Annotated in this window: 17 protein-coding genes; 8 read left to right on the top strand and 9 right to left on the bottom strand. The window is 65.6% G+C overall.

Annotated elements, in window-relative coordinates; all coding sequences use genetic code 11:
* Positions 1-25: 25 nt before the first annotated feature.
* On the bottom strand, positions 26-1,624 hold the full coding sequence (gene guaA, locus XI04_RS07590; protein ID WP_028145099.1) for a glutamine-hydrolyzing GMP synthase: 1,599 nt from the start codon (positions 1,622-1,624) through the stop codon (positions 26-28).
* Between the two features lie 150 nt (positions 1,625-1,774).
* Between guaA and XI04_RS07585 the strand changes: the two genes are divergently transcribed.
* The 3 genes from XI04_RS07585 to XI04_RS07575 all read left to right on the top strand — a co-directional run bounded on the left by XI04_RS07585 (position 1,775) and on the right by XI04_RS07575 (position 3,108).
* The gene (locus XI04_RS07585; protein WP_271608191.1) at positions 1,775-2,146 is read left to right on the top strand and encodes a nuclear transport factor 2 family protein; all 372 of its coding nucleotides are present in this window, start codon (positions 1,775-1,777) and stop codon (positions 2,144-2,146) included.
* A 153-nt stretch (positions 2,147-2,299) separates the two neighbouring features.
* A complete protein-coding gene (locus XI04_RS07580; protein WP_028145101.1) occupies positions 2,300-2,632 on the top strand; it encodes a DHCW motif cupin fold protein in 333 nt (110 codons plus the stop codon).
* Positions 2,633-2,898: 266 nt separating this feature from the next.
* Positions 2,899-3,108: a cold-shock protein gene (locus XI04_RS07575; protein ID WP_008141931.1), complete on the top strand. Its 210-nt coding sequence runs from the start codon at positions 2,899-2,901 to the stop codon at positions 3,106-3,108.
* Positions 3,109-3,324: 216 nt separating this feature from the next.
* Here the strand turns inward: XI04_RS07575 and XI04_RS07570 are convergent, their stop codons facing one another.
* Both XI04_RS07570 and XI04_RS07565 read right to left on the bottom strand, forming a co-directional pair.
* Positions 3,325-4,626, bottom strand: coding sequence for an RsmB/NOP family class I SAM-dependent RNA methyltransferase (locus XI04_RS07570; RefSeq protein ID WP_038972528.1), 1,302 nt, complete (start codon positions 4,624-4,626; stop codon positions 3,325-3,327).
* A gap of 33 nt (positions 4,627-4,659) precedes the next feature.
* On the bottom strand, positions 4,660-5,082 hold the full coding sequence (locus tag XI04_RS07565) for an MAPEG family protein (protein ID WP_038972529.1): 423 nt from the start codon (positions 5,080-5,082) through the stop codon (positions 4,660-4,662).
* Between the two features lie 171 nt (positions 5,083-5,253).
* On the opposite strand from XI04_RS07565, the gene XI04_RS07560 reads away from it, so the two are divergent.
* Together XI04_RS07560 and XI04_RS07555 are read left to right on the top strand one after the other, a co-directional pair.
* Complete coding sequence (locus XI04_RS07560) at positions 5,254-5,868, top strand: acriflavin resistance protein (RefSeq protein ID WP_271608192.1); 615 nt, start codon at positions 5,254-5,256, stop codon at positions 5,866-5,868.
* A gap of 69 nt (positions 5,869-5,937) precedes the next feature.
* Positions 5,938-6,780 carry a metallophosphoesterase family protein gene (locus XI04_RS07555; RefSeq protein ID WP_038946449.1) on the top strand — a complete coding sequence of 281 codons (843 nt, stop codon included), beginning with the start codon at positions 5,938-5,940 and terminating at the stop codon, positions 6,778-6,780.
* A 15-nt stretch (positions 6,781-6,795) separates the two neighbouring features.
* Here the strand turns inward: XI04_RS07555 and XI04_RS07550 are convergent, their stop codons facing one another.
* From XI04_RS07550 to guaB, 3 genes are all read right to left on the bottom strand, one after another.
* Complete coding sequence (locus XI04_RS07550) at positions 6,796-7,095, bottom strand: hypothetical protein (RefSeq protein WP_028145106.1); 300 nt, start codon at positions 7,093-7,095, stop codon at positions 6,796-6,798.
* A gap of 170 nt (positions 7,096-7,265) precedes the next feature.
* The gene (locus XI04_RS07545; protein WP_028145107.1) at positions 7,266-8,288 is read right to left on the bottom strand and encodes an NADP-dependent oxidoreductase; all 1,023 of its coding nucleotides are present in this window, start codon (positions 8,286-8,288) and stop codon (positions 7,266-7,268) included.
* A gap of 243 nt (positions 8,289-8,531) precedes the next feature.
* Entirely contained in the window at positions 8,532-10,022 is a 1,491-nt protein-coding gene (gene guaB / locus XI04_RS07540) for an IMP dehydrogenase (protein ID WP_028145108.1), read from the bottom strand.
* Positions 10,023-10,496: 474 nt separating this feature from the next.
* On the opposite strand from guaB, the gene XI04_RS07535 reads away from it, so the two are divergent.
* Complete coding sequence (locus XI04_RS07535) at positions 10,497-11,987, top strand: DHA2 family efflux MFS transporter permease subunit (RefSeq protein WP_028145109.1); 1,491 nt, start codon at positions 10,497-10,499, stop codon at positions 11,985-11,987.
* 208 nt (positions 11,988-12,195) lie between these two features.
* On the opposite strand, the gene XI04_RS07530 is transcribed toward XI04_RS07535, so the two are convergent.
* Both XI04_RS07530 and XI04_RS07525 read right to left on the bottom strand, forming a co-directional pair.
* Entirely contained in the window at positions 12,196-12,891 is a 696-nt protein-coding gene (locus XI04_RS07530) for an RlmE family RNA methyltransferase (protein WP_271593453.1), read from the bottom strand.
* 1 nt (position 12,892) lies between these two features.
* Positions 12,893-13,966, bottom strand: coding sequence for a Ppx/GppA phosphatase family protein (locus XI04_RS07525; protein WP_095425957.1), 1,074 nt, complete (start codon positions 13,964-13,966; stop codon positions 12,893-12,895).
* 209 nt (positions 13,967-14,175) lie between these two features.
* Here XI04_RS07525 and XI04_RS07520 point away from each other — a divergent pair, with 209 nt between their 5' ends.
* Positions 14,176-16,548 (top strand): xanthine dehydrogenase family protein molybdopterin-binding subunit, encoded by a 2,373-nt coding sequence (locus XI04_RS07520; protein ID WP_271608193.1) that lies wholly within the window; start codon positions 14,176-14,178, stop codon positions 16,546-16,548.
* A gap of 82 nt (positions 16,549-16,630) precedes the next feature.
* On the opposite strand, the gene XI04_RS07515 is transcribed toward XI04_RS07520, so the two are convergent.
* Positions 16,631-17,428: a hypothetical protein gene (locus tag XI04_RS07515; protein WP_212476948.1), complete on the bottom strand. Its 798-nt coding sequence runs from the start codon at positions 17,426-17,428 to the stop codon at positions 16,631-16,633.
* 104 nt (positions 17,429-17,532) lie between these two features.
* On the opposite strand from XI04_RS07515, the gene XI04_RS07510 reads away from it, so the two are divergent.
* A complete protein-coding gene (locus XI04_RS07510; RefSeq protein WP_038972538.1) occupies positions 17,533-18,036 on the top strand; it encodes a YaiI/YqxD family protein in 504 nt (167 codons plus the stop codon).
* Position 18,037 lies beyond the last annotated feature (1 nt).

The following is an 18,037-nucleotide window of genomic DNA, read 5'->3' as shown; positions in this document are numbered from 1 at the left end:
GCGCTTGAGATTGAATAGGCACCCCCTACTCCCACTCAATCGTCCCGGGCGGCTTGCTGGTCACGTCGTACACCACCCTATTCACGCCCTTCACCTCGTTGATGATGCGCGTGGCGGTCTCGCCCAGGAACTTCATGTCGAACTGGTAGAAGTCCGCGGTCATGCCGTCGGTTGAGGTGACGGCGCGCAGGCCCACGACGTAGTCGTAGGTGCGGCCGTCGCCCATGACGCCCACCGTCTTCACGGGGAGCAGCACGGCGAAGGCCTGCCAGATCTCGTCGTAGAGACCGTGCTTGCGGATCTGGTCGATGTAGACGGCGTCCGCCTTGCGCAGGATGTCGAGCTTGTCGCGGGTAATGTCGCCAGGGCAGCGGATGGCAAGGCCCGGGCCCGGGAACGGATGGCGGCCGACGAAGATCTCGGGCAGGCCGAGTTCGCGGCCGAGCTTGCGCACCTCGTCCTTGAACAGCTCGCGCAGCGGCTCGACGAGCTTCATGTTCATGCGCTCGGGCAGGCCGCCGACATTGTGGTGCGACTTGATCGTCACCGAGGGGCCGCCGGTGAAGGAGACGCTCTCGATCACGTCGGGGTAGAGCGTGCCTTGCGCCAGGAAGTCGGCGCCGCCGATCTTCTTGGCCTCCTGCTCGAACACCTCGATGAAGAGGCGGCCGATGGTCTTGCGCTTGGTTTCGGGATCGGTGACGCCTTCGAGCTCGCCGAGGAACTGCTTGGACGCATCCACGTGCACGAGCGGGATGTTGTAGTGGTGGCGGAACAGGTCGACCACGGTCTTGGCCTCGTCGAGGCGGAGCAGGCCGTGATCGACGAACACGCACGTCAGCTGCTCGCCGATGGCTTCGTGGATCAGCACGGCCGCCACGGCGGAATCGACGCCGCCGGAGAGGCCGCAGATCACCTTGCCCTTGCCGACCTGGGCGCGGATTTTTGCGATCTCCTCCTCGCGGAAGGCGCGCATGGTCCAGTCGCCGGTGAGCCCTGCGATCTTGCGCACGAAGTTGCGGATCAGTTTCGCGCCGTCGGGCGTGTGCACCACTTCGGGGTGGAACATCAGGCCGTAATATTTGCGCGTCTCGTCCTGGATGATCGCGAACGGCGCGTTCGGCGAGGTGCCGGCAACGGAGAAGCCCGGCGGCATCTTGGTGATGCGGTCGCCATGGCTCATCCAGACCTGGTTCTTGCCGCCCGACGACCAGACGTCCTCGAACAGCTTGCTCGGCGCCTTCACCTCGACGTCGGCGCGGCCGAATTCGCGGTGATGGCCACCCTCGACCTCGCCCCCGAGCTGGGCCGCCATGGTCATCTGGCCGTAGCAGATGCCCATCACGGGCACGCCGGAATCGAAGATCGCTTGCGGGGCGCGGGGCGAGCCGGCCTCGTGGACCGACTCGGGGCCGCCCGAGAGAATCACCGCTTTCGGCTTCATCTCGTTGAAGGCGGCTTCGGCCTTGTTGAACGGGACGATCTCGCAATAGACGCCGTCCTCGCGCACGCGACGCGCGATCAGCTGCGTCACCTGGCTGCCGAAGTCGACGATGAGAATCTTGTCGTGCGCCGAGGCCACCGAGGGCGTCGACGCGGAGCGGTCGTTCTGTGCTGCTGTCATGGCCAGCAGATACGCGACGGGGGCTTTTCCCGCAACCGCGCGGGCCGCGCGCCCACATTCTTCTTTGGGTATGGACAAGGCGGATATAGGTAAGTATCATTGACCTAATATGCCCCACTCTTCAAACAGGGGCCGGTCAGGGAGAACGCCATGCCGCAGGATCATCAGCCTTCAACGCTTGCCGAGCTCGGCCGGACCTGGGTCGAGGCCTGGAACGCGCGCGATCTCGAACGCGTGCTCGCGCTCTATGACGAGGCCGCCGTGATGACCTCGGACCGCATTCCGGCGCTGGGGTTCGATGCCAGCGGAACGTTGCGCGGCAAGGACGCCTTGCGGGCGTATTGGGGCAAGGCGCTTGGGCTGCTGCCGGAGCTGCATTTTTCGCTGATCGAGCTGTTCGTCAGCCCCGATAGCGTCGTGGTGTTCTACGCGAACGAGCGCGGCAAGAAGATCTGCGAATATCTGCGGGTGAATGATGCGGGGCTGATCGTGCAGGGCTCGGCGAACCATTTGGTGCACTAGTCTATCCCCGTAAATTGCGAGCGCAGCGAAGCAATCCAGAATCTTTCCGCGGATACATTCCTGGATTGCTTCGTCGCAAGGGCTCCTCGCAATGACGAAGTTTGTTGCTAATAGCGAGCCAAGCAGCATCGCCCCCAATTCAGGACCTCCCTCATGAAGCTTCCCACCTCCCCGTTCACCGTCACCGACTGGAGCAAGGTCAGCCCGACCACACACCCCGGCGAGCATGGCGAGGCCATTTGGCGCACGCTCAACATCGGCGATCTCCGGGTGCGGATGGTCGAGTATTCGCCGGGCTATTTGGCCGACCATTGGTGCGATCGCGGCCACGTGCTCTACGTGCTCAAGGGCGAGCTCGACAGCGAGCTGCGCGACGGGCGCAAATTCAAGCTCACGGCCGGGATGAGCTACCAGGTCTCGGACTACGGCGACGCCGCGCACCGGTCCTCGACCGCGACCGGAGCGACCCTTTTCATCGTGGACTGAGATCCGCCGGGCGGTTAATTTGCACCGCAAAATAGCAAAGTCGCGCGACGCGCCGGCTCACGGGTGGTGCCTTGAACTGGCCCCAAATTCTCGCTATATTGTGATCATCGATACTTGGCCGAACGACTGGGCCGCTTCGCTTCGTTGCTGACGGGCGCGCACGCTTCAGATGAATTCTCCAAACATCGACTCATCAGGGACTATGGGCGCAATGCTGCGTACCGGTCCGCGTGCGTACTCAATCTAACTAACTAAAGGAAATTCCCATGGCTATGGGCACCGTGAAGTGGTTCAACACCCAAAAGGGTTATGGTTTCATCCAGCCGGACGACGGCCAGAAGGACGTGTTCGTGCACATCAGCGCCGTCGAGCGCGCCGGCCTCTCCTCCCTCAACGAGGGTCAGAAGGTCTCGTTCGACATCGTCGCCGATCGTCGCAGCGGCAAGTCCTCGGCTGACAATCTCCGCGTCGGCTAACGCCTACGCAGCGTTCTGACCACGGACGTACCGGCAGAACGTTAGAAAAATGAAAGCCCCGCGACCGGGATCCGGTGCGCGGGGTTTTTGTTTTTGGCTCCCCGTCATTCCGGGGCTCGCGAAGCGAGAGCCCGGAATCCATTGGACCGCGGAGACTGCCGCGCGATGGATTCCGGGCTCGCCCTGCGGGCGCCCCGGAATGACGGCGGAGTATTGTCAGCCCGCCTTCTTCAACACCGACACGAAGAACCCGTCCGTCCCAGTCCGCCGCGGCGTCATCAGCCAGCCCTCGGGCGACTGCAGCGCGGCTTCCCCAAACGCCTCCGCCTTGTCCCACAGCACGCTCGCGGTCTGCTCGGGCGGCACGGCCGCGAACTCGGGATGGCGCGCGACGAATGCCCTCACCTGCTCGTCGTTCTCTTCCGAAAGCACCGAGCAGGTGATGTAGGCAATGCGGCCGCCAGCCTTCACCAGCGGCACCGCGCGCTCCAGCACCTCGGCCTGGTCGCGCAGGCGAATCTCCAGCGCGCCCGGGCGCATGCGCCATTTGGCATCGGGGTTGCGGCGCCAGGTTCCGGTCCCCGTGCAGGGCGCGTCGATCACGACGAGGTCGGCAGAGGCGCGGATGTCGGCCAACGGATCGGCCTCGCCCTTGGGCGTGCGGACATCGGCATTATGGACCCCGGCGCGCGAGAGGCGCTCGTGGATCGGCGCGAGCTGGCGCTTGTCGCTGTCGGTCGCGATCAGCCGGCCCTTGCCCTGCATCAGGGCGGCGAGCGCCAGGGTCTTGCCGCCGGCGCCGGCGCAGAGGTCGATCACCTGCTCGCCGGGCTTTACCGCGGTGAATTGGGCGGCCAGCTGCGATCCCTCATCCTGCACTTCAATGGCGCCCTTGATGAAATCCTCCTCGGCCTGGATCCCGGGGTTGCGCGCATCGGCCGAAAGCGCGATGCGCAGGCCCGTTGCCGACCAAGGCGTCGGTTTCGCATGAAGATGAGCAAGCGACTGCAGCGCCTTGTCGCGGTTGGATTTTAGCGTGTTGACGCGCAGGTCGAGCGGCGCCCGGCTCGCCATCGCGGCCGCCTCCGCGGCACGGTCCTCGCCGAACACTTTTGCCAGGTGCGGATCCAGCCATTCGGGATAGTCGCCGGCGATCGCGGCCGGCGCGTCCTTCAGGGACCGCGAGGCGAGCGCGGCCGCTTCCGCCTCGGTCAGCGGCGCCGGCGCAAAGCGGCTGCCGTCGAACAAGGCGCCCATCGTGGCCGTGTCCATGTCGCGCTCGAGCCGGAGCATGCCGATCAACCTGGCACGCGCGGTACCGGACTCCATCAGGAACGCGCTCGAGGCGTAGCGGCGCAGCACGTCCCAGACCAGGCCGGCAATGGCGGCGCGGTCGCCCGAGCCGGCAAAGCGGTGCGCGGTGCCCCACTCCTTCAGCGCCTTGGCCGCGGGCACGCGGTCCTTCTCGATGGTGTCGATCAGTTCGATGGCTGCGGACAGCCGGGCAGCGGGAGTCATTTGAATCTTTCAGATTGGCATTGGCGGGCGCGCCTAGATCAGCAACAGCATTTTCAGCGCGAAGTAGATCCACATCGCCAGCAGCACCAGCACGCCGGCGAGCCAGATCGTGGAGCGCCGGCCGAGATCGTTCGAGGAGACAAACACGCCGGCATGGGCGAAGCGGGTCACCACGAACACCCAGGACATCAGCACGATGAAGAGATCGGCATGGCGCAGGGGCAGCGCCAGCGCAATCAGGACGTAGAGCAGGACCGGCAGCTCGAACTGGTTGCGGTAGCAATTGGCGATCTGCGTGGCGCCCTTCGGCCAGTTCGGCTCGCCGAGCGCAATGTCGCGGATCTTGGTCTCGCCGGAGACCAGCGTCTTGCGGCGCGCGAACACCATGCCGATCAGAAGCGCGAAGGTAAGGCCGACCTGCACGAAGACAGGGAGCAGGACCATTTGGACGGACATCGGAACTTTCCCGTAAGGCGGAACGCCGCGAACCGTCATTAGCCGCCGCTCCTCGTCCTGACAATCAACCAGTTGAACCGGCGTTCCCGGTCTTGCGACCAACCACCGATAGTTAAAGCGATTTCGGCTCCTTTTCGGGAGCCCAAGGCGAGATAGAGGCGAGATGGCGCCATGACCACCCTGTCCAGCCTCTGGACCGAATCCGCCGACGGCCAGCTCGGTATCCTGATGTCGGCCCTCTCAGGTATCGCGATGGCGCTTGCGGTCGCGCTGGCGATGACGGTCTACTTTCGCCTGAGCTACCGAACCTCGCGCGACGTCATCAGGCATGGCCTCGCCACTCTGGCCGCCACTGCCCTGTTCGCCTTCGCCGCCTACGACATGCGCCACGCCGCGCTCGCCTATCTCGGTCTCAATCCGTCCAAGCCCGCCGTGGAGTTCGAGATCCGCATGCCCCGGGCGATGCTGACGGCGATGACCGACAGCCAGATCGAGCTGCATACCGACCGCAACCAGACGCTGGCGCTGGTCGAGGGCGTGCGCGACCTCTCGGATGGCCGTGCGTTGCTGCGCGGCGCGGTCGTGCTCAACCACCGCACCGCGGACCGCGTGCTGGTCGTAAACCTGCCGGGCAAGGGCATTTTCGAGTTCCGCCTCCGTCTGCCCGCCGAGCCGCATCGCTCCCAAGAGTTCGGTCCCTGGCACCTCGCCGACCGCATCGCCTCGCCGCTCGCCGACACCGTCGCGCCGCAGGACGCCTACACGATCCGCTACCGCGTGCTTTAAACTTTGTTCGTTGCGATCCATGCCCGCGCCGTCATCGTTCCGACGCGCAAGCACGGGTACGGTGATCGCATGTCCGAATTTCGCCTGACGCAGATTTCCGACACCCATCTCGGCCGGCGCTTCCCCGGCCTGATCGCCAACTTCCAGGCGATCAGCGAACATATCGACGGCAACCGGCCCGATCTCGTCATCAACACCGGCGACGTCGCCTTCGACGGGCCGACCGGCCGCGACGATGTCGTCTTCGCAAAAGACCTGCACGAGGCCCTGCCCGTCGCCTGCCGTTACCTCCCCGGCAATCACGACATCGGCGACAATCCGACCGCGGTTGGCCCGGGGCCGAAGCCGCCGGTCACGGAAGCGCATCGCCGGCAATTCTGCGACCTCATCGGCGAAGACCATTGGTCATTCGAGGCCGCCGGCTGGCGCTTCATCGGCCTCAACTCGCTGGTGATGAATTCCGGGCTCGCCTTCGAGGTCGAGCAGTTCGACTGGCTGTCGCAACAGATCGCGCGCACGAACGGCAGGCCGGTCGCACTGTTCCTTCACAAGCCGGTGTTTCTCAACCTGCCCGACGATCCCGAGACGCCGGAGACCGCGATCCGCTACGTGCCGCAGCCGGCACGGGCACGGCTGATCGAGATGCTCGGGACGATCGACCTGCGCCTCATCGCCAGCGGCCACGTGCACCAGCGGCGCGACTTCACCTGGCGCCACACCCGCCATGTCTGGGCGCCGTCGGCCGGCTTCGTCATCAACGATCAGCGCCAGGACCGGATCGCGATCAAGGAAGTCGGGCTGGTCGAATACCGCTTCCGGCCCGACGGTTTCGAGGTCCGCCACGTCAGGGCCGCGGGCCAGGTCGATGTCGACATCGAGGAGTTGCTCGTCCAGATGGGCGGCGAGCATTAAGGCGCGCTGATCCGCTCAGGCGACGCTCTTGAGGTCCTGCTGGATCGCAGCGAGCAAGGATTGCAGCGCCTCGCTGTTCACCGGCTTGGCCGCGAGATCATTGGCAGGCGGCTGCCTGGCGGGCTGCACGGCCTTGACCGGGCGCTTTGGGAATGGCGGGGGCGGTGCCGGCATCGAGGGGCGCGTCAGATCGCCCTCCTCGTCGACATGGACGAACTTGCCATGGATGACGTCGTCGTGGCGGCCCATGACGAACATGGCCAGCCAATAGCCGGCAGCAAGCAGGATAACGCAGAAAACACTGATCTCTAACATCGCAGCACCTAAAATATGCCCGATGATTCAATGCCTTCGCGATCCCGTCAATGAACAGCCGGTCACACCTGCGGCTTTTGCGGGCAGGTGTGACCATTTGGTGACTCTTTCTTAACTATCCCGGGGCGGCATGTGGCTCCCGAGCCACGGGAGTCCCAGTCCCTGTCGCGCTAGGCCTTGTCCGGCCCGACCCGGACCAGCTGCTTGCCGAAATTAGCGCCCTTCAAGAGGCCCATGAAGGCGCCAGGCGCGCTTTCCAGGCCCTCGGTGACGAACTCCTTGTACTTGACCTTGCCGTCGCGGACCCAAGAGGACATGTCGCGCAGGAAGTCGCCATGGCGCGAGGCGAAGTCGGAGACAATGAAGCCGCGGAAGGTCAGCCGCTTCGTCAGCGTCGCTCGCATCATCGATGCGGCCCATTTCGGCGCCTTGGCTTCGGTGTCGTTGTAGTGCGCGATCAGGCCGCACACCGGCACACGCGCGAACGGATTGAGCAGGGGGAACACCGCCTCGAACACGGCGCCGCCGACATTCTCGAAATAGACGTCGATACCTTTCGGACAGGCCTCCTTCAGCTTGGCGGCCAATTCGGGATCGCGGTGATCGATGCAGGCATCGAAGCCGAGCTCCTTCACCACGTAGGCGCACTTGTCCTTGCCGCCGGCAATGCCGACCGCGCGTGCGCCCTTGATCTTCGCGATCTGCCCCACCGCCGAGCCGACCGCACCGGAGGCACCCGCGACCACGACGGTCTCGCCTGCTTGCGGCTTGCCGATGTCGAGCAGGCCCGTATACGCAGTCATGCCGGGCATGCCGAGCACGCCGATCGAGGTCGAGATCGGACCGAGCTTCGGATCGACCTTGATCAGGCCCTTGCCGTTCGAGATCGCATGCGTCTGCCAGCCGGTCCGTGCACGGACGATGTCGCCCTTGGCGAAATCCGGATTGTTGGAGGCCGCGACCTCGCTCACCGCCTCGCCTTCCATCACGCCGCCGACCGGCACCGGCGCAGCATAGGACGGACCATCACTCATGCGCCCGCGCATATAAGGATCGAGCGAGAGCCAGATCGTGCGCAGCAGGACTTCGCCTGCCGCAGGCGCCGGGACAGCGAATTCCTCGATACGGAAATCAGACGGCTTGGGCTCACCGACGGGACGCGCGGCGAGAACGATGCGCTTGGCTTGGGACATGATGGCTTCCTCCTGATTGTCTTTCGACGTGAACGGAAGCGGAGGGAGGTAGCTGCGTCAATACAAAAGCGGTGACGCGTGATGGCGTTTCACGCGCAGCTCTCGTGTCCCGGACGCGCAGCGTTGCTGCGCAGAGCCGGGACCCAGAAAGCGACACGGCAAAATGCCGAGACATGGGCCCCGGCTCTGCAGCGCATCACCGAAGAGGTGCTGCGCTGCGTCCGGGGCACGAGAGCGGAGTAACTAACCCCCGCCCGGATAGTTCGGGCTCTCGCGCGTGATGGTGACGTCGTGGACGTGGCTTTCGCGCAGGCCGGCGCCGGTGATGCGGACGAACTGAGCCTTGTCGTGCAGGTCCTTCATGTCCTTTGCGCCGACATAGCCCATCGCGGCGCGCAGGCCACCGGCAAGCTGGTGCATGACGTTGCCGACCGGGCCCTTGTAGGGCACCTGGCCCTCGATGCCTTCAGGCACGAGCTTGAGCGTGTCCTTGATGTCCTGCTGGAAGTAGCGATCGGCAGATCCGCGCGCCATCGCGCCGACCGAGCCCATGCCGCGATAGGCCTTGTAGGAACGGCCCTGCCACAAAAACACTTCACCGGGCGTCTCGTCGGTACCGGCCAATAGCGAGCCGACCATCGCGATGTCGGCCCCCGCGGCGAGCGCCTTGGCGAGGTCGCCGGAGAACTTGATGCCGCCGTCGGCGATGACGGGAATGTCGGCCTTCTTCGCCGCTTCCACCGCATCCATGATCGCGGTGAGCTGGGGAACGCCGACGCCGGCGACGATGCGCGTGGTGCAGATCGAGCCCGGGCCGATGCCGACCTTGATGCAGTCGGCGCCAGCATCGATCAGGGCCTGCGTGCCCTCGGTGGTAGCAACGTTGCCGGCAACGACCTGCACGGAGTTGGAGAGACGCTTGATGCGGTTCACGGCATGCAGCACATGACGGGAATGGCCGTGCGCGGTGTCGACGACGACGAGGTCGACGCCGGCATCGATCAGCCGCTCGGTGCGCTCGAAGCCGGTGTCGCCGACGGTGGTGGCGGCGGCAACGCGCAGGCGCCCCTGGGCATCCTTGCAGGCGAGCGGATGGGCGACCGCCTTCTCCATGTCCTTGACGGTGATGAGGCCGACGCAGCGATATTGCTCGTCGACGACGAGCAGCTTCTCGATGCGATGCTGGTGCAGCATCCGCCGCGCCTCGTCCTGGCTGACATTCTCGCGCACCGTGACGAGACCTTCATGCGTCATCAGCTCGGAGACTTTTTGCCGGCGGTCGGTGGCAAAGCGCACGTCGCGGTTGGTGAGGATGCCGACCAGCTTGCCCGGCGTGGACTTGCCGGCGCCGGTGACGACGGGAATGCCGGAGATGCCGTGATCGCTCATCAGCTTGAGCGCGTCCTCGAGCGAGGCCTCGGGGCTGATGGTGAGCGGGTTCACCACCATGCCGGACTCGTAGCGCTTGACCTGCCGCACCTGCGCGGCCTGCCCTTCGGGATCGAAATTGCGGTGGATGACGCCGAGGCCGCCGGCCTGCGCCATCGCGATCGCCATGCGGGCTTCGGTAACGGTGTCCATGGCGGAGGCCATGATCGGGATGTTGAGCGGTATGGCGCGGGTGACGCGGGAGCGGATGTCGACCTCGCCCGGCATGACGTCCGACAGGCCCGGCTTCAGCAGCACGTCGTCGAACGTAAAGGCTTCGCGAATGCCTTGTTGCACCGTGGCCATGTGCCAACTCCTTCCGCGGCCCTGCCGCAAATAGCTATGGATGAGCGCCGCCCTCGGCGTACCTTGCGGCATCGCCTTGAGAATCGGAGCCCATCGGTGGGGTTGACGCGGGTCGATAGCACGGTCGCGTGACGAATCAAAGCAATTCGGACCGCCGGCCAGCCATGCACAGGCTTTTTTGGCCAGTTCAGCGTGGATAGCCGGGGGCAGCCCCTTCTCGTCATTCCGGGGCGCGACGACGTCGCGAGCCCGGAATCCATCCCGCAGCGGTCCCTGCGGCCCAATGGATTCCGGGCTCGCGCCAAGTGGCGCGCCCCGGAATGACGAAGGAGCGCGACACGCAACCCTGGAGAGAGGTCACACCGTTGTTACGCGGGATCTAGGTGCTATGCGTCGATCCGCAATGGTCGGGGGCCGGCGGCGGTGATAAGCCGCAATTCCACCCTTCCTTCCGATTTTCATTACCAATCCGTCATGGTCGACAAGCAACGCGTCATTCCGCTGATCGTGGCCACCGCGCTTTTCATGGAGAACATGGACTCGACGGTGATCGCCACTTCGCTGCCGGCGATCGCAGCCGACATCGGCACCAGCCCGCTGACGCTGAAACTCGCGATCACGTCCTATCTGCTGTCGCTTGCGGTGTTCATCCCGGCGAGCGGCTGGACCGCCGACCGCTTCGGCGCGCGCATGGTGTTCGCGATCGCCGTCGGCGTGTTCATGGTCGGCTCGGTCGGCTGCGCGCTCTCCTCCTCGGTCACCGATTTCGTGTTCGCGCGCGTCCTGCAAGGCATGGGCGGGGCGATGATGACGCCGGTCGGGCGCCTGGTGCTGTTGCGCTCGGTCGACAAGAGCGCGCTGGTCAACGCCATGGCCTGGGTGACGGTCCCTGCCCTGATCGGTCCCGTGATCGGGCCGCCGCTCGGCGGCTTCATCACGACCTACGCGTCCTGGCACTGGATCTTCCTGATCAACATCCCGATCGGGCTGCTCGGCATCTTCATGGCGCTGCGCTTCATCGACCCGATCAAGAGCGAGGAGCGCGAGCCGTTCGACCTCTACGGCATGGTGCTCGCAGGCATCGGCCTCGCCGGCATCGCCTTCGGCCTGTCCGTTGCTGGTCTCAACCTGCTGCCGTGGAGCACCGTCGCCGCGCTGATCGCGGGCGGCGCGATCTCGATGACACTCTACGTCATTCACGCCCGGCGCACCGGCTCGCCGGTGCTCGACTTCTCGCTCCTGAAGCTGCCGACGCTGCGCGCCGCCGTGTTCGGCGGCTTCCTGTTCCGGCTCGGCATCGGCGCGCTGCCGTTCCTGCTGCCGCTCTTGATGCAGATCGGCTTCGGCCTGTCGCCGTTCCATTCCGGCCTCGTCACCTTCGCCTCCTCGCTCGGCGCGATGGGCATGAAGACGCTGGCGGCGCGCATCATCCGCACCTTCGGCTTCCGCAATCTGATGACGGTGAACGCGATCGTCAGCGCGTTCTTCCTCGCCGTCTGCGCGCTGTTCACGGTGACGACGCCGCTGCTCATCATCATGGTCATCCTGGTGGTCGGCGGCTTCTTCCGCTCGCTCGAGTTCACCGCGATCAACACGGTCGCCTATGCCGACGTCGAGACTGCGCAGATGAGCCGCGCCACCACCCTCGTCAGCGTCAACCAGCAACTCGCGGTCTCCGCCGGCGTCGCCGTCGGCGCGGCTTGCGTGGAAACGACGATGTGGTTCAACCATGTCAGCGAAATCGACGCCACCGTGTTCGCCCCCGCCTTCCTCGTGGTCGCGCTGACCTCGGCGGCGTCGAGCTGGTTCTTCTGGCAGATGCCCGTCGATGCCGGCCACGAGATCTCCGGCCGCAAGGCCGTGGAGATCGCCAGTCGCAAGGGTGCCGGCAAGGGTGCAGAAAAGGCGGCGGTCAAGGCGGCGTCCGAGGATACGCAGGACGTGCGGGATCAAAGGTTGGGGTGAGTTGAGCGAGCGGGCGCCTCACACTCGGTGTCGTCCCTGCGAACGCAGGGACCCATAACCACAGGGAGGAGACGTTGCGCGAGTCTGCCACTCCGAGTCTTCGCCAAACTTCTCCCTGTGGCTATGGGTCCCGGATCGGCGCTTCGCTCCAGACAACGCTACGCGTTGTCGGGAGCTCCGCTTGTCCGGGACGACAGCGGAGATTGGCTCAGGCAGCCCCGCCCCGAAATCCCGTCGCCAGCACGTAGCGTTCCGAGGAATCCTGCCGGCTCGCTGCCGGCTTGACGTGACGCACCGTCGCAAAATCGCGCTTGAGCTGGGCGAGCAGATCGGCATCGGCGCCGCTCTGGAACGTCTTGGCCAGGAACGCGCCGCCGGGCTTGAGCACGTCGCACGCAAACGCCGCGGCGGTCTCGACCAGGCCGACGATACGGAGCTGGTCGGTCTTGCGGTGGCCGGTGGTGTTGGCGGCCATATCGGACATCACGAAATCGGCGCCGCCGCCCAGCATCGCGGTCAGCTTCTCGGGCGCATCGTTGGCCATGAAGTCGAGCTGCGCGAAATCCACGCCGGGGATCTCCGGCATTTCCAACAGATCGATGGCAACGACCTTGCCCTTGCCTTCCACCGAGCCGACGCGCTTGGCCGCGATCTGGCTCCAACCGCCGGGCGCCGCGCCGAGGTCGACGACGGCCATGCCGGGTTTCAAGACCCGGAATTTGTCGTCGATCTCCAGAAGCTTGAACGCGGCGCGCGAGCGGTAGCCCGCCGCCTTGGCCTTCACGACATAGGGATCGTTGAGCTGCCGCTCCAGCCACAGCTTCGACGACAATTTGCGCTTGCCGCCGGTCTTGACCTTGGTCTTGACCTGGACGTGCAAGCGGCCGGTGGTGTCCTTGGCCATCTCACCAGCTCCTGAGCGCGCCGTCCTCGCGCATCATCTCGACCAGCATGCCCTCGCGCAGGCCACGGTCGGCGACGCGCAGGCGCGGCAGCGGAAAGGCGCGGCGGATCGCATCGAGGATGGCGCAGCCGGCGAGCACGAGATCGGCGCGCTCGACGCTGATGCAACTGTTGCCGGCGCGCTCCTCGTAGCTCATGCCGAGCAGCTTGTTGATGGTCGCGGTGATGTCGGAATCGTTCATCCAGATGCTGTCGATGCGGCGGCGGTCATAGCGCGCGAGGTTGAGATGGATGCCGGCGAGCGTCGTCACCGTGCCTGAGGTGCCGAGCAGGTGCATGTCGGCGAGATCGCCGCCGTGGACTTCGGCGAACGGCGCGACGTGGTTCGCCACCTCCTGCTCCATCGCGGCGTAGATCTCCGGCGTCACGTCGCGGCCGCCGAACTGCTCGGCGAGCGTGACCACACCGTAGGGGATCGACATCCAGGCCTTGATCCGCGGCTCCGGATTTTGCGGATCGCGCTCGATCCGCACCAGCTCGGTCGAGCCGCCGCCGATGTCGAACAGGATCGCGCCGCGGCCCCTGGGGTCGACCAGCGGCGAGCAGCCGAGCACGGCGAGCGCGGCCTCGGTCTCGCGGTCGATCACTTCGAGCTCGATGCCGGTCTCGGCCGCGACGCGGCTGCGGAACCCCTCCGCATTCGAGGCGGCGCGGCAGGCTTCGGTCGCGATCAGCCGCAACCGGCGCGCTTTGCGCAAATTGATCTTGTCACGGCAGATGCTGAGCGCAGCAATGGCACGCTCGATCGCGGCCTCGCTGATGCAGCCGGTCGACGAGACCCCCTCCCCGAGCCGGATGATGCGCGAGAAGGAATCGACGACGCGAAAGCCGTCCTGGGTCGGACAGGCGATCAGCAGCCTGCAATTGTTGGTGCCGAGGTCCAGCGCCGCATAGACGCCGGTTCCCGACGCCTGCGCGCCGACAGCCGGTTCGGTGGCCAACGCCACCGCCGCCATCGACCCCTCCAGCTCACCGTGCGGCGCATGGCCGTCGCGGAGCCGCGTGTGGTCATTCATACAAACTGTCTTTCCGCGGCCGGTCGGGCCGGTCTGGAATTGATTTTTCGCCTGAAACATTAGCAGCGCAGCCGGCCTGCGCAACAACGCATCACATGGGACCATGCCCATTCGTGCGTTGTCGTGAACGGAGTGGTGGGTTATCTCAATGGAGTCCGGTGCCCCGCTGCCGCGAAAATGCGCAAATGCCGGCTTTTCAGGTCAATTCCATGCAAGAACACACCAAATCGTCCACGCTCGAAAACGCTATTGCACTGCAAAAATATGGCGTCGGGCAACCCGTCCGCCGCAAGGAGGACGACACGCTGGTGCGCGGCAAGGGCCGCTATACCGACGATTTCAACCTGCCCGGCCAGGCCTATGCCGTGGTCGTCCGTTCCACCCACGCCCATGGAATCATCCGCGGCATCGGCATCGACGCCGCCAAGGCGATGCCGGGCGTGCTCGGCGTGTGGACCGGCAGGGATCTCGATGCCGCCGGCTATGGCCCCTTCACCTGCGGCCTGCCGCTGAAGAGCCGCGACGGCTCGCCTTTGCTCCAGACCAACCGCCAGCCGCTGGCGACCGACAAGGTCCGCTTCGTCGGCGATCCCGTCGCCTTCGTGGTTGCCGAGACACTGGCGCAGGCGCGCGATGCGGCTGAGGCGGTCGAGCTCGATATCGAGCCACTGCCAGCCGTGACGGATCCCGAGGAAGCGGCCAAGCCCGGCGCGCCGCAGCTCTATGAGCACATTCCTGGTAACGTGCCGCTCGACTACCACTATGGCGACATGGAGAAGGTCAACGCCGCCTTCGCCGACGCCGCCCATGTCACCAGGATGGACATCGAAAACACCCGTGTCGCCGTGGTCTCGATGGAGCCGCGCGTCGGCCTTGCCTCCTACGACAAGAAGACCGAGCGCTACACGCTTCAGGTGCCGACGCAGGGCGTCGCCGGCAACCGCGCCAACCTCGCCAAGAACCTGAAGGTGCCGAACGAGAAAGTGCGCATCCTCACCGCCAATGTCGGCGGCTCCTTCGGCATGAAGAACATCAACTATCCCGAGTACATGTGCATCCTGTATGCGGCGAAGGAATTGGGAAAGCCGGTGAAGTGGCTCGACGAGCGCTCGACCGCCTTCCTCTCCGACAGCCACGGCCGTGCGCAGAAGATCCACGCCGAGCTGGCGCTCGACGCCGAAGGGCATTTCCTCGCGGCCAAGCTGTCCGGCTACGGCAATCTCGGCGCCTACATCACCGGCGTCGCGCCGGGGCCGCTCTCGCTCAATACCGGCAAGAATTTTTCCAGCGTCTACCGCACGCCGTTGATGGCAGTCGACATCAAGGTGGTGCTGACCAACACCACGCTGATGGGCGCCTATCGCGGCGCCGGCCGGCCCGAGGCGAACTACTACATGGAGCGGCTGATCGATCGCGCTGCCGACGAGATGGGCATCAACCGGCTGACCTTGCGCAAGCGCAATTTCATCAAGCAGAACCAGATGCCGTTCGCGGCGTCCTCCGGCGTCACCTATGACAGCGGCGACTTCCAGGCCGTGTTCAACAAGGCGCTCGAAATCTCCGACCACGAGAATTTCGCCAAGCGCAAGAAGGAGAGCAGGAAGGCCGGCAAGCTGCGCGGCATCGCGGTCGGCTCCTATCTCGAGGTCACGGCGCCGCCGAGCCCCGAGCTGGGAAAGATCGTGTTCGACGCTGACGGCACCGTGCAGCTCATCACCGGCACGCTCGATTACGGCCAGGGCCATGCCACGCCATTCGCGCAGGTGCTGAGCGAGCAGCTCGGTGTTCCCTTCGAGAGCGTCAAGCTGGTGCAGGGCGACAGCGACATCGTCCATACCGGCAACGGCACCGGCGGGTCGCGCTCGATCACGGCAACCGGCCAGGCCATCGTGGGGGCTGCAAAGCTCGTCATCGAGAAAGGCAAGCGCGCAGCGGCGCATATGCTCGAAGCGTCCGAAGCCGACATCGAATTCGAAGGCGGCAGCTTCACCATCGCCGGCACCGATCGCAGTATCGACATCATGGAGCTCGCCAAGCGCTTGCATGACGGCAAGACGCCGGAGGGCGTGCCCGATAGCCTCGACGTCGATCACACCAGCGAACCAGTCGCCTCGGCGTTCCCGAACGGCTGTCATGTCGCCGAGGTCGAGATCGACCCCGAAACCGGCGTGGTGCAGATCGTGCGCTACAGCGCGGTCAACGATTTCGGCACGGTGATCAACCCGCTGCTGGTCGCAGGCCAGCTCCATGGCGGCGTGGTCCAGGGCATCGGGCAAGCGCTGATGGAGCACATCCGCTACGACGAGAGCGGCCAGCCGATCACGGGCTCGCTGATGGACTACGCGCTGCCGCGCGCTGAGGACGTTCCCAACATGACGGTCGGCGATCACCCGGTGCCCGCGACGACCAATCCGCTCGGCAGCAAGGGCTGCGGCGAAGCCGGCTGCGCCGGCAGCCTGTCGACGGTGGTGAACGCGGTGCTCGACGCGCTCTCGGACCACGGCATCAAGCAGATCGACATGCCGCTGACCCCGGAGCGCGTGTGGCGGGCCATTCAGGACGCGAAGGGCAAGGCGGCGTAAGGCTGCCCTTTCTCAGTCGTCATGGCCGGGCTAAACAACAAGCCCGGGCATGACGACGTGGTGACGATGTGCTTATTTCCGCCTACGCCGCCTGCTCGCGCGGCTGGGTGATCGCAATGTGCTGGCAATGCGCGAGCGGCGTCGTGCCGTTGGCGACGACGAGCGCGTCGAGCTCGACGAAGCGGTGGCCCTTCTTCTCGTAATTCGCCGTGACCTTGGCCCGCGCGGTGATCTCGTCGCCGGTGCGTCCCGCAGACAGCAGCTGCATGCGGCTGCCGACGTGGATCCACGGGCCCAGAATGGTGTTGTCGACCAGCACGCGGTTCATGACCCGCTGGATCAGGCCGGGATGGCCGAGCCCTTCGCGCGCAAAGATCGGATCGGTTTCCCTGACATCGGCGAGATAGTCGGTCGCGTCCTGCCCGGCCCACCGGCGCGGCTCGGTGCCCAGCCATTTGCCCGTCTCGAACGTCGCCGGACTGACCGGCTTGCGCTCGGCGACCACGGGGACCGCGACATAGTCGCTCAGCGACACCGCCGGCGCTGCCGCCGGCAGCGAGGCCGTGCCTGTCGCGCAGAGCTCGGTGCGGCTGAACACTTCGATCGTCAGCAAGCCGCTGTGCTCGGTCGCATCGACATCGGCGGGCTCGCCATCATAAACCGGCTTGATGAAGCGCGCCTCGACCAGCCCGCGGGACAGGAAATCGCGGCCCCAGCGAGCAATCGGCACGTGCATCATGTAGGCGAAGACATCGACGCCCGGGACCAGCCCGCCGGAAAAGCCAAAGCGGCGCGCCACGGTGTCGTCATGCATCTTGTTTTCGGATTGCTTGGCGGTGTTGTAGGCCTCGACGCGCCAGGTTTCGAGCCGGTCCGGCATGGGGACATCTTCCCTGTTCTTGTTGTTTCGGGCTGATCGTAGGCCCCAGGGAACACCGGTCAATCCCCTCGCCTTTGCGGCCCGAATGGGGTACCACGCGGCGAATGACTGACACCCCCACCCGCATCTATGTCGACGCCGACGCCTGCCCGGTGAAGGACGAGATCTATCGCGTCGCGCTCCGGCACGGCGTGCCCGTGAGCGTGGTCGCCGGCAATTTCATCCGTGTGCCGCACGATCCGCTGATCGAGCGTATCGCCGCAGGCGCCGGCATGGACGCCGCCGACGACTGGATCGTCGAACGCGTCAAGTCCGGCGACGTCGTCGTCACCTCGGACATTCCGCTTGCGAGCCGCTGCGTCAAGGCCGGCGCTGACGTGATCGCCCCGAACGGCAAGCCGTTCACGGAAGAGTCGATCGGGATGACGCTGGCGGTGCGCAATCTGATGACGGATCTGCGCTCGGCCGGCGAGGTCACCGGCGGCCCGCGATCATTCGCACCGCGCGACCGTTCCGCCTTCCTCTCGGCGCTCGACCAGACGCTGCGCCGGATCCAGCGCCGCCGCGCCGATCAGGCCGCTACGAGCCAGAATTTGAGTCAGGGCTGAC

The organism is Bradyrhizobium sp. CCBAU 11430, assembly GCF_028128855.1.
GTDB classification, from domain to species: Bacteria; Pseudomonadota; Alphaproteobacteria; order Rhizobiales; family Xanthobacteraceae; genus Bradyrhizobium; species Bradyrhizobium ottawaense.
The sequence above is the reverse complement of the archived record's forward strand: the minus strand, read 5'-3'. Positions and strand labels throughout refer to the sequence as shown.